The organism is Roseovarius atlanticus (genome assembly GCF_001441615.1).
GTDB lineage: Bacteria > Pseudomonadota > Alphaproteobacteria > Rhodobacterales > Rhodobacteraceae > Roseovarius > Roseovarius atlanticus.
This window is the reverse complement of sequence record NZ_LAXJ01000027.1, coordinates 101,281-113,059: the sequence shown is the minus strand read 5'-3', so window position 1 is coordinate 113,059 and position 11,779 is coordinate 101,281. Positions and strand designations below refer to the sequence as shown.

At 64.6% G+C, this 11,779-nt stretch carries 12 protein-coding genes; 2 read left to right on the top strand and 10 right to left on the bottom strand.

All coding sequences use genetic code 11. The features are described from left to right. A partial coding sequence (locus XM53_RS23220; RefSeq protein ID WP_144435623.1) for a formate--tetrahydrofolate ligase occupies nt 1-92 on the top strand: 92 nt, incomplete at its 5' end. Between the two features lie 72 nt (nt 93-164). Next, complete coding sequence (gene folD, locus XM53_RS19860; protein ID WP_057796539.1) at nt 165-1,055, top strand: bifunctional methylenetetrahydrofolate dehydrogenase/methenyltetrahydrofolate cyclohydrolase FolD; 891 nt, start codon at nt 165-167, stop codon at nt 1,053-1,055. 132 nt (nt 1,056-1,187) lie between these two features. Here folD and XM53_RS19855 read toward each other — a convergent pair whose 3' ends face one another. The 10 genes from XM53_RS19855 to XM53_RS19810 all read right to left on the bottom strand — a co-directional run bounded on the left by XM53_RS19855 (nt 1,188) and on the right by XM53_RS19810 (nt 11,776). Beyond that, nucleotides 1,188-1,607 carry a PaaI family thioesterase gene (locus XM53_RS19855; RefSeq protein WP_057796537.1) on the bottom strand — a complete coding sequence of 140 codons (420 nt, stop codon included), beginning with the start codon at nt 1,605-1,607 and terminating at the stop codon, nt 1,188-1,190. 67 nt (nt 1,608-1,674) lie between these two features. Then, on the bottom strand, nt 1,675-2,349 hold the full coding sequence (gene pdeM / locus XM53_RS19850; RefSeq protein ID WP_057796535.1) for a ligase-associated DNA damage response endonuclease PdeM: 675 nt from the start codon (nt 2,347-2,349) through the stop codon (nt 1,675-1,677). A gap of 49 nt (nt 2,350-2,398) precedes the next feature. Next, nucleotides 2,399-4,801 (bottom strand): ligase-associated DNA damage response DEXH box helicase, encoded by a 2,403-nt coding sequence (locus XM53_RS19845; RefSeq protein WP_057796533.1) that lies wholly within the window; start codon nt 4,799-4,801, stop codon nt 2,399-2,401. 76 nt (nt 4,802-4,877) lie between these two features. After that, a complete protein-coding gene (locus XM53_RS19840; RefSeq protein ID WP_057796531.1) occupies nt 4,878-6,188 on the bottom strand; it encodes a hypothetical protein in 1,311 nt (436 codons plus the stop codon). Nucleotides 6,189-6,318: 130 nt separating this feature from the next. After that, on the bottom strand, nt 6,319-6,825 hold the full coding sequence (locus XM53_RS19835; RefSeq protein ID WP_201455451.1) for an A24 family peptidase: 507 nt from the start codon (nt 6,823-6,825) through the stop codon (nt 6,319-6,321). Between the two features lie 21 nt (nt 6,826-6,846). Further along, the gene (locus XM53_RS19830) at nt 6,847-7,704 is read right to left on the bottom strand and encodes a tetratricopeptide repeat protein (protein ID WP_057796529.1); all 858 of its coding nucleotides are present in this window, start codon (nt 7,702-7,704) and stop codon (nt 6,847-6,849) included. 25 nt (nt 7,705-7,729) lie between these two features. Beyond that, a complete protein-coding gene (locus XM53_RS19825) occupies nt 7,730-8,290 on the bottom strand; it encodes a tetratricopeptide repeat protein (RefSeq protein ID WP_057796526.1) in 561 nt (186 codons plus the stop codon). A 67-nt stretch (nt 8,291-8,357) separates the two neighbouring features. After that, nucleotides 8,358-9,338, bottom strand: a complete 981-nt coding sequence (locus XM53_RS19820; RefSeq protein WP_057796525.1) for a type II secretion system F family protein — start codon at nt 9,336-9,338, stop codon at nt 8,358-8,360. 10 nt (nt 9,339-9,348) lie between these two features. Next, complete coding sequence (locus XM53_RS19815) at nt 9,349-10,317, bottom strand: type II secretion system F family protein (RefSeq protein ID WP_057796523.1); 969 nt, start codon at nt 10,315-10,317, stop codon at nt 9,349-9,351. Between the two features lie 4 nt (nt 10,318-10,321). Then, on the bottom strand, nt 10,322-11,776 hold the full coding sequence (locus XM53_RS19810; protein WP_057796520.1) for a CpaF family protein: 1,455 nt from the start codon (nt 11,774-11,776) through the stop codon (nt 10,322-10,324). Nucleotides 11,777-11,779 lie beyond the last annotated feature (3 nt).

The window sequence follows — 11,779 nt, the reverse complement described above, 5'->3', positions numbered from 1 at the left end:
GCGAGATCATGACCATGCCCGGCCTGCCCAGCCGCCCGGCCTCCGAGAACATCCGCCTCAACGCGGATGGCCAGATCGAGGGGTTGTTCTAAAGGACCGGTTTTCCCCGCCCCGTGCCAAAGGTATAGGGTGGGGGACCAATTTTTCGGGCCGGGAGGAAAGACATGACGGCAGAGATTATCGACGGCAAGGCGTTTGCCGCGAAAGTGCGTGAAAAGGTGGCGGGCCACGTGGACCGCCTGAAAGACGAGCATGGCATCACACCGGGGCTGGCCGTGGTGCTGGTGGGCGAGGACCCGGCGAGCCAGGTTTACGTGCGCTCGAAGGGCAAGCAGACCGTGGAGGTCGGCATGAATTCCTACGAGCACAAGCTGGAGGCGGACACCTCTGAGGAAGACCTGCTGGCGCTGATCGACCAGCTGAACAACGACAAGGACGTGCATGGCATCCTTGTGCAGTTGCCGCTGCCCGACCATCTGGATTCCGATCTGGTGATCAACTCGATCGATCCGGCCAAGGACGTCGACGGGTTTCACATCTCGAACGTGGGCCTGCTGGGCACCGGGCAGAAGAGCATGGTGCCCTGCACGCCGCTGGGGTGCCTGATGATGCTGCGCGAACACCACGGGAGCCTTTCTGGCATGGACGCGGTGGTTGTCGGGCGGTCGAACATCGTGGGCAAGCCGATGGCGCAGCTGCTGCTGGGCGACAGCTGCACGGTGACGATCGCGCATAGCCGCACCAAGGATTTGCCCGAGGTCGTGCGCCGGGCCGATATCGTGGTGGCTGCCGTGGGCCGGCCCGAGATGGTGCCGGGCGACTGGATCAAGGAAGGCGCGACCGTGATCGACGTAGGGATCAACCGGGTCGAGCGCGACGGCAAGAACAAGCTGGTGGGCGATGCGGATTACGAGAGCTGCGCGGCGCGCGCGGGGGCGATCACCCCGGTGCCGGGCGGCGTCGGGCCGATGACCATCGCGTGCCTCTTGGCCAACACGGTGACGGCCTGCTGCCGCGCCAACGGGTTGTCGGAGCCCGAAGGGCTGACGGCCTGAGACCTCTTGCCCGGCGGCCACCGCCGGGCAGCCCCCGACCGCCCCCACGGGCGGGGGCTTCACCCCCACCCTCGGTCGGGGGTTGCCCTTATTTCTGTTGAACTTGGTCGCAGGTGTTCCGGGCTGTTGCCGCTAAAGATCCACCGGGATCATGGTGCCGACCATCATGGCGATGTGGCGTTCCGCGCCGTCGGTCACGGCGAAAATATCCGACTGCACCACCATCAGGCGGCGGCCCGGCTTGATCACCCGGCCCCGGGCCACCAGGTGATCGCCCGCACCGGGGGCCAGCAGGTTGATCTTCATCTCCGTGGTCATCACCTCCATCCCCTCGGGGATCAGGGTGAGCGCGGAATAACCCGCCGCACTGTCGCCGATGGCGAAGGTCAGGCCGGCATGGGCGACGCCCTGCTGCTGGCGGCTGCCGTCCAGGATAGGCGCGGTGATCTCGACCTTGCCCTTTGCGATGTCGGCGAGCGTGGCGCCCAGCGTCTGCATCATGGATTGCCGCGCGAAGCTGTCGCGGATGCGGTTTTCGATTTGCGCGGACATGGGAGTCTCCGGGTGGTCTTGTCCCCGGCAGTCTAGGCCGGGCGGGCGGCAATGGGAACGGGGCGTGTCAGGCCCGTTGGCCGCGCGGCATGGGCGCGGGATGGGGCGTGTTGCCGGTAAGGATGGCCAGCGCCTCGGGCCGCATGAGGTCGCAGAGTGCCGCATCGTGGCTGCGCAGGCCGCCGGTATAGGTGCCGTAGGCGGGCATCACCAGCCGGTCGCTGTCGAGCAGGAAGGCGGGCCGGGTGATGGCGCGGCCCCGGACGGGCAGGGTGACCTTGGGGTGGTAATGCCCCGACACCTCGCCCGAATAACCGGCCTGTGCGATGTGGCGAAAGGTGAGCGGCGGCACGGGCAGCTCGAACAGATGCGCGCCGCCCAGGTCGACGGGGCCGGGATCGTGGTTGCCCTCGATCCAGACCCAGCGGCGTCCGGCCTGAAGGCGGCTGATCCAGAGCTTTTCGGCCTCCAGCAGGGCGCGCGCGGCCAGCGCGTCGTCGAAGCTGTCGCCGAGGCAGATGACGGTGTGGGCGCCGGTCGCCTCGAGGTCGGCTTGCAGGCGGGAAAGCGTATCGTGCGTCTCGTAGGGGGGCAGTTGTGCCTCGCCCAGCCGCGCGCGGCGTTCGGTCTTGCCCAAGTGCATGTCCGACACGCAGAGCAGGTTCTGGTCACGCCAGAAAAGCGCGCCGGAGCCGAGGGCGGTGAGGCGGGCGCCTGCCAATGTGAACTCGTAGCCGTTCATGCTTCGTTCATCACGCGGGGCGACTGATTTTGCAAGGGCTTTTCGAGGGTCAGGCGAGGCCGGCGGCCTGCATCAGGCGTTGGGTCTCTTCCTCAAGCAGGCGGTCCTGTGCGGACCCTTCGACGGGGGTGCGCCCGGCTTCGAGAAACAAGGGCGCCGCGAAGGGCGTGACCCGGGGCAGGCGCAGGAGGTCGACACGGTCGCCGATGCGGTCGAGCATTTCCTCGATCCGGCCAAAGTCGATCAGGCCGCGCATCGCCTCTTGCCGCGTGATGTCCAGAAGCAGGTGATCGGGGTCATATTTGGCCAGCGTGTCGTAGAGGATATCCGACGAAAACGTCGCTTGCCGCCCGGATTTGCGCACCTGCGGCAGGTTGCGCTGGATCAGGCCGGCGATGGTGGCCGAAGCGCGAAAGGTGCGCTTTATCAGCTGGTTACCCGCCAGCCACTTCTCGAGGCCTTCGCGCAGGGCGGCGCGGTCCAGCAGGCCGGTGGCGTCGGTCAGCGGCTCCAGCCCCCAGATGAGCGTGGCGTAATCGGTCGAGACGAAGCCCATGGGGGCGAGGCGCATTTCCTCCATCCGCTTGGACAGGATCAGGCCCAGCGTCTGTTGCGCGTTGCGGCCCGCGAAGCCGTAGATGCAGGCGTGTTCACGCCCGTCATGGGGGAAGCTTTCGATCAGTAGACGGCCCGCTTGCGGCAGGTGCGAGACGTCCTGTTGCAGCGCGATCCAGTCGGCGGTGTGGGCGGGCAGGGAGGAATGGTCTCTGGAGTGGAGGAGCGACAGAATGCGCTGGCTGAGCTGGGTGGAGGTGGCGAATTTCGTCCCGGCAAACGTGGCGATCTTGGGCTTTTTGGCGGCGTCGCGGCTGACCTCGACCACGGTTTCGCGCAGGCCTTCGTATTTCACGATCTGGCCGCCGATCAGGAAGGTGTCGCCGGGGGTAAGGGAGGCGGCGAAGCCTTCCTCGACCTCGCCCAGGGGCTTGCCGCCGCGGTTGCGGCGCATCCGCACCTTCAAGAGGTCGGCGTCCTGGATGGTACCGATATTCATGCGAATGAGGCGGGCGCTGCGCGGGTCGCGCAACTGCCACAGGCCGTCGCGGTTGAGCAGGCGCTGCCATTGGTCATAGGCGCGCAGGGCATAGCCGCCGGTGGCGCAGAAATCGAGGCAGGCGTCGAACTGGGCGCGGGTGAGGGTGGCGTAGGCGCCGACGGTCTTGATTTCCTCGAACAATGCATCTGCATCGAACGGCCCGGCACAGGCGCGGATGAGGATATGCTGGCAGAGCACGTCGCGGGGGCCGGGGCCGCGCGGCTCGCCGTCTAGGTCGTGGTCACGGACGGCCTGCAGCGCGGCGACGCATTCGATGACCTCGAAGCGGTTCGCGGGCACCAGAAGCGCCTTGGAGGGGGCGTTGTAGCGGTGGTTCGCGCGGCCGATGCGCTGGACCAGCCGCTTGACGTTCTTGGGTGCGCCGACCTGGATCACGAGGTCCACATCGCCCCAGTCGATGCCAAGATCCAGACTGCCGGTGCAGACCACGGCGCGCAGCTCGCCGCGTTGCATGGCGGCCTCGACCCGCTCGCGCTGCGCGCGGTCGAGCGAGCCGTGGTGGATGCCGATGGGCAGGGCCTCTTCGTTGGCAAGCCAGAGGTTGTGAAAGAAGATCTCGGCCTGGGCGCGGGTGTTATGGAAGATGAGGGTGATGCGGTGGCGTTTCACCTCGTCCAGCACGGCGGGGATGGAATAGGCCGCGCCGCCGCCCGACCAGGGCGGGTAAGCGTCGGTTCGCAGCATGGCGATATCGGGCTCGGGGCCGGGATCGGCCATGAGGATCTCGCACGGGTCGGGGTGGCGGGCGAGAAGGCGTGCGATGGCGGCAGGGTCCTCGACGGTGGCCGAGAGGCCCACGCGGCGCAGGCCGGGGCACATGGCCTGAAGGCGGCTGAGGGCAAGGAACAACTGGTCGCCGCGCTTGGATTCCGCCAGCGCGTGGATTTCGTCGACGACGATGCGCTTGAGGCCCTTGAAGATGCGCGGCGCGTCCTCGTAGGAGGTCAGGAGTGCCAGGCTTTCGGGCGTGGTCAGCAGGATATGCGGCGGGTCGGCGCGCTGGCGGCGTTTGGCCGACGAGGAGGTGTCGCCGGTGCGGTCCTCGATGCGGATGGGCAGGCCCATCTCGGACACAGGCGTGGTCAGGTTGCGCTTGATGTCGGCCGCGAGTGCCTTGAGCGGGGAGATGTAGAGCGTGTGCAGCCCCTCGTGGCCGTTCTGGGCGATATCGACCAGGGTGGGCAAAAACCCGGCCAGTGTCTTGCCGCCGCCGGTGGGGGCGATGAGCAGAAGGGCGGGGTCATCGGCACGGTCCAGCATGGCCTGCTGGTGCGGGTGGATGGACCAACCGCGCGCGGCGAACCAGTCTGTGAACACGGGGGGTAGCGACGTCATCCGCCTGATGTAGGCGCAACCGCAAAACTTTTCAGAAAAAGTTTTGCCCGGAGTTTTTCAAAACTCCGGGTGGCGCTTATTTCACGATCTTTTCGTCCTTGACGAACATGTTCGCCCAGGCGCGATCCAAGAGGTCGGGGCGCATCTGGTAGGGGATGCCCTCGAACTCGCAGATCGAGATCATCTGGTCGATCAGGAAGATCGGCTGGTAATTGGCGTAGACGTTGTTGATTGTCGGGTACTTGACCTTCAGAAGATGCAGCAGCGTTTCCTCGTCCAGCGGCATTCCGCGTTTCTTGGCCACCATGGCGAAGATCTTGAGGAAATCCTGCTGGTTGGGTCCGTCGATCTTGATCTTGAAGAAGATCCGGCGCAGGGCGGCCTGGTCGAAGATCTCGTTGGGGTGGAAGTTGGTCGAGAAAATGACCAGCGTGTCGAAGGGCACCTCGAACTTTTCGCCCGATTGCAGCGCGAGGATGTCCTTGGATTCCTCCAGCGGCACGATCCAGCGGTTGACCAGGCTTTGCGGCGGTTCGGCCTGGCGGCCAAGGTCGTCGACGATGAAGATGCCCCCCGTCGATTTGAGCTGCAAGGGCGCCTGGTAGGTGCGCGCGGTGGGGTTGTAGACCAGATCGAGCATCGAAAGCGACAGCTCGCCCCCGGTGATGACCGTGGGCCGTTCGCAGCGCACATAGCGCGTGTCGAAGGTGCGCTTGCGGCGCAGGGAGTTGGGGTCGTCGACCTCGACCTCGGCCTTGGAATGCACGATCGGGTCGTAGACGGTGATGACCTGGCCCGCGTATTCGATGGCGCGGGGGACATAGATCTTGTCGCCCATGGCGTCGCGAATGCCGTTCGAGATCGAGGATTTGCCGTTGCCGGGGGGGCCATACATCAGGATCGAGCGGCCGGCCGACACGGCGGGGCCGAGATGATCGAGCAGGCTGGGCGGCAGGACGAGGTGGCCCATGGCGCCGGTCAGCTCGTCCCGGGTGATCTGGATGTTGCGGATCGATTGGCGTTGAACCTGCTCGCGGTAGACGGCCAGTGGCACGGGCATGGCGCCGAAATATTCCGATTGTGACAGGGCGTCGAGCGCGCGGGACTTGCCGGCGTCCGTCAGCTGAAAGCCCATTTCGCCGCCGGAATTGGCGTTGAGCGTGCCGGTCGCCTCGAGCAGGCGTTGTTGGCGGGCCATGTCCACCAGCTCCTGCGTGACGGCGCGGGGCAGGCAGATCGCCTCGGCGATTTCGCTGACCATGTCGAGGTTCTTGCGGAACATGGTTTTCAGAAGGATGTCGCGCATCATCACGACGGGAAGGCGCATTTCCTCGATGCCGGATGGCGGCGGGGGCGGTTGAACGCCGGTGGTCACTTGCATGTTCATGTTTTGCTGCCCGTTTGTCTGACAAGGTGACGTGTTGCGACCCCGCGGACGGCGGAGTGTTTCACCACAGACTGGCAGCAAATCGTGCGGAAATTATGGTCTCTGCCGGGCGGGGTTGGGGCAGGACGCTTTAGCGTCCGTAGGCCGCGCCGAGGGCGAGATAGATCACCAGGGTCGCGCCGAGGGCGAAGCCCATGGGAAATTTCTTGCCGCGGTCCCAGCTGACCCAGTCAGGGGCGAGCCGGCGCAGGGGCGAGTGTTTCGCCAGCCGGTGGGTGACGAAGCAGGCCAGAAGGTTGGCGGCGAAGAGAAACATGATGACCCGCCAGTCGCCGGGGGCGACGAAGGGAGCGGCGGCGGCGATGAATTTGCTGTCGCCCGCACCCATCAAGCCGCCCGCGTTGGCAATGAAGCCGATGACCAATGCGATGGCCATGATCGCGATACGCCAGGCGTAATCGGGCCAGAACGGCGTGACGGCCCAGAGACCCACGACGACGAAAATGCCCGCCAGCGTCAGGACGGAGGTGTTGGGGATGCGCATGGCGCGCAGGTCGCTCCACATCACCCACAGACAGACCGGGGTGACAAAGGGCAGGAACCAGAGCGCCGCCCAGCTTGTGATGTCCAAGGGCATGGCCGGCGCCTCGTAAACCGTTTATTCGACGTTGTTTTCCAGCGCGCTCAGGCTGCGCGCGGCGGCCTCGAAATGCTGGGGGTGGGTGTCGATGGCGTCGCGCAGAAGGCCCTTGCCGATACTGGTGTCGCCCTGCTTGATGGCCGACAGGCCCAGCGTGTAGAGCAGTTGCGCGCGCTCTTCCTGGCTGGTTTGCAGGACGGGCAGCGAGTATTTCTTTTGCGCGCCGCGGGCCAGCACCAGGTTGTTCTTGGCGGTGAACAGGCTGTCATCCTGGCGGATCGCGTCGGTGAACAGACGCTCGGCGGCGGGGAAATCGCCGCGGGTCAGCTTGGAATAGCCCCAGTTGTTCATCACGCTGGCGGGCTGGGTCGTGAGGCCAATGGCGGTCTCGTAGAAGCTGTCGGCCTTCTGCCAGTTCTGGTTGCTGTCGGCGATCATCGCCTCGAGGCGGTAGCGCTTGAAGGTCTCGTGGGTGGGTGGCACGGAATCCAGCACCTCGTCGGCGCGTTTCCATTCGTTGTTGCGAATGAGCGCGTCGGCGTATTCCACCTTGTCGTCGTCGGTGGATTTTTCATGGTCGACCACGTTTTTCCAGGCCGCGACGGCCTCGGTGTGGCGCTTGGCGCGAATGAGCGATTGCGCGAGACCGCGGCGCACGTCGAGGCGGTCGGGTTTTTCGCCCAGCGTGCGTTGGAAGTATTTCACGGACTCGTTGGGGTCGGCCACGGTCAGCATGACATCGCCGAGGTTGCTTTCATCGACGACGTTGAGATCGGACAGGGCCCGGTCCACATCGGCCTTGCCGGCCTTGTCATCACAAGCGGAAAGAGCAAATGCGCTGCCCACGCAGATGCACATAAGGATAGGATGGCGCATTTTGCGTCCTTTTACTGCCTTTGCCTCAACCTGGTATACTGCGGATCAGGTAGTCGCTGCTCCCGCGCCGCACCAGTTTATAATCTTGCTCTAACTCTTCACTATAAAGCGAATTATCCATTTTTGCGAGAACTAACCGCAAATTGTCGCGGATTGAGTCACTTTGGCCATTGTCGAGCGCATAGGCCTTCTTGAACACCTGTTCCGCTTCGCCGTTTTCGCCCTTTTCCAGCAGGACGACACCGAGATTGTTCCAGACCTCGGGCGAGAATTCGTCCTTTTCGATGGCCTGGCGCAGCAGGCGTTCGGCGGTGTGCAGGCGGCCCAGGCCAAGGTTGGCGGTGCCCAGGCCTGCCAGCACGTCGGCGCTCATGCCCTCGTCGAGGGCGGCGCGGGAAAATGCGTCGATCGCCAGCTCGAACTCGCCCGCGGCGACAAGACGGTGGCCGACCAGCTTGGAGTCGACGGCCTCGCCGCCCCGCGCCACGCCGGGGGCATAGGGGTTGTCGGGATCACGCGAAGCGCCCTCGCCGCAGCCCGCGACGAGAGCGAAGGAAACCAGAAGCCAGACACCTGCTCGTGCCATGCCTGTGATGCCGCCTCTTCTTTGTGGCGACAAGCCCGTGCGGGGCCTGCCTTTCGTTGGTCCGGCCCTACTGGCCCGCCATCGTGAAGAGTTCCATGATCCCCAGCACCGACGGGCCGACCAGAATGATCAGCAATGGCGGCACTGTAAGCATCATCGTGGCCAATGTCATCTTTGTCGGAAGCTTGTTGGCCTTTTCTTCGGCGCGCATGACCCGTTTGTCACGCATCTCGCCGGCATAGACGCGCAGGGCATCGGCGATCGAGGTGCCGAAGGTCTGCGACTGCACCATGACGGTCACGAAGCTGGAGATGTCCTGCACGCCGCAGCGTTCGGCCATTTCGTTGAGGACCGAAGGCTTGTCACGGCCGGCCTTGATCTGGTGCGAGACGATCTCGAATTCTTCGGCCAGCGCGGGATAGGAGGCGCGGATTTCCTTGGAGACGCGGATGATTGCCTGGTCCATGGACTGGCCCGCCTCGACGCAGGTCAGCATCATATCGAGACTGTCGGGGAAGCCTTCCTCGATTTCCTGCTGGCGTTTCTGCTGGCGCTTGGTCACCCAGTATTTGGGCAGCATGTAGCCCAGGCCGCCGGGGCCGAGGATATACATCAGCGTCTGCTGGGTCGTGGTATCCTCGTTGCCCGCGAGGAACACGACGAAGTAGAGCACGCCGAGGATCAGGAAGCCGATGCCGAGCGCGAACTGCGCGAAGTGGAAGTAGCGCACGGCGTCGCGGTCGCGATAGCCGGCCTGAAGAAGGGTCAGGCGGATCTGGCTGAGCTGCTTTTCATCCTCGGGTTCGAGGAACTTGGCGTACTTGTCCAGCTTCTCGTTGCGCTGGCCCGAGCGCAGCTTCTTCTTCTGCTCTTCCTGCGACACGCCCGAGCGGGACGCCTTCTTGATCTTGTCCAGCGGGTCGTTCGACTCGCGGATCAGGATCGGGATCGTCAGCAGGACCAGGAGCAGGCCCAGCGTGCCGACCGCGATCAGCGGGCCGAAGGGGCCCAGCGTGTCGGTCATGAGTTGTGTCACGGTATCGAGCATGATCGTGGCCTTACACTTTGATGTTCACGAGGGCGCGCATCACGAAGAGGTTCGCCACGAGGAAGAAGCCCACGGCCAGGCAGGCCGGGATGAAGTAGGGATGTTCCATCGCCTCGTCGTAATAGTCGGGCTTGATCATCTGGATCGCGATCAGCGCGAGGATCGGGAAGGCGGACAGGAATTTGCCTGACCACTTGGCCTCGGCGGTGATGGCCTTGACGCGGCGGAACAGGCGGAAGCGGGCGCGGATCACCTTGGCCAGACCGTCGAGGATCTCGGCCAGGTTGCCGCCCGATTGCTGCTGGATGGTCACGGCGACGGCGAGAAAGCGCAGATCCTGCATGTCCAGCCGTTCGGCCATATCCTTGAGCGCCTCGCCCATGTCGCGGCCATAGGCGGCCTCGTCGGCGATGACACCGAATTCGGTGGCCAGCGGGTCGGCGACCTCGTTGGCGACGATCCCGATGGCCGAGCTGAACGGATGGCCCACGCGCAAGGAGCGCACCATGAGTTCGATGGCGTCGGGCAGCTGCTCTTCCAGCATCGCCATGCGCTTGCCGGCCTTCATGTTGACCCACACGAAAATGCCGCCCACGCCCATCGCCGCCGAGACGAGAACGCGCACGGGCAGGGCGGTGCTGGTGCCGACGGACAGGCCGATGAAGGCGATGAAGCCGCAGGCCACCATCAGCATCATCAGCTGCTTGGGCGAGAACGCGATGGCGCCCATCTGGGCCTTGGTCGCAAGGATCGAATAGAGCGGGATCTTGCGCGCCTTGAGATGCTGTTCCATCTCCTTGCGCAGCTTTTCCATCACCTCTTCGCGGTTGCCGCCCTTGTCGAGCATCTCGAGCCGGCGGTTGACCCGGTTGTTGAGGCTGATCGAGCGTCCGAAGACCGTAAGGTAAAGACCCTGCACCAGGACCATGATCCCGATGAAGATCAGGCCGTAAATAATTGGCTCTGCACTGATGGACATGACGTTATTCCCCTACCGGTTCGTAGATGCTGGGCGGCAGGTCATAGCCCCACAGGCGGAACCGTTCTGAATAGTTCGACCGCACACCGGTGCCGGTGAAGTGGCCTATGATCTTGTTGTCGGGCGTGAGGCCGACGCGCTGGAAGCGGAAGATTTCCTGCATGGAAATCACGTCGCCCTCCATGCCGGTGATCTCGGTGATCGAGGTCATCCGGCGCGAGCCGTCCTGAAGGCGGCTGGCCTGCACCAGAAGGTTCACGGCCGAGGCGATCTGCGAGCGCACGGCCTTCAATGGCATTTCGATCCCGGCCATGGCGACCATGTTTTCCAGACGGCTGATGCCGTCGCGCGGGTTGTTGGCGTGGATCGTGGTCATCGAGCCGTCGTGGCCGGTGTTCATGGCCTGCAACATGTCGATGACTTCCTCGCCGCGCGTCTCGCCGACGATGATGCGGTCGGGGCGCATCCGAAGGGCGTTCTTCAGACAGTCGCGGGGGCTGACCTCGCCCTTGCCCTCGACGTTGGGCGGGCGGCTTTCCATCCGGCCGACGTGGATCTGTTGCAGCTGAAGTTCCGCGGTATCCTCGATCGTCAGGATGCGTTCGGAATTGTCGATGAAGGACGACAGCGCGTTGAGCGTGGTCGTTTTGCCCGAGCCGGTACCGCCCGAGACAATCACGTTGAGGCGCGTGGCCACGGCGGCCTGAAGGTAGGCGGCCATTTCCTCGGAAAAGGCGCCGAAATTCACCAGGTCGTCGATGCCAAGCTTGTCCTTCTTGAACTTACGAATGGACACAAGGCTGCCGTCGACGGCCACGGGCGGGACCATCGCGTTGAAACGCGAGCCATCTTGCAGGCGGGCGTCGACGTAAGGGTTGGATTCGTCGACGCGGCGGCCCACGGCGGAAACGATCTTGTCGATGATCCGCAAGAGGTGCTTTTCGTCTTTGAAGGTGGTGTCCGTCAGCATCAGTTTGCCGGCGCGTTCCACGAACACCTGGTGCGGGCCGTTTACCAGGATATCGTTGACGGTGTCGTCCTTCAGCAGCGGCTCCAGCGGGCCCAGGCCGCGCACCTCGTCGTAGAGATCCTGCGTCAGCGTGGTGCGGTCCTCGCGGTTGAGGACGATGCTGCGCTCTTCCAGGGCCTCGCCGGTGATGGCGCTGATTTCGGCGCGAAGGTCGGCCTCGGTCGCGGTGTCGAGCGCGCCAAGGTTGAGATTGTCCAGAAGCGCGCGGTGCAGGTCGATCTTGATCTCGGCCAGGCGTTCCTTGCGCTTTCGGTCCTTGTCTTGGGGCGCGGCGGTCGCCGCCGCTTGCTGAAGCGGCTTGCGCAGCGAAACGCTTTGGGCCTGTTCAACCGGGGCGGTCTTGGGCGCCTCGGCGACGGCCGCCTTGCCCGCCTTGGCGGCCTTGACCGGCTGGGCGCCTTCGGTCGTTTTCTTGTATCGCGAGAACATCGG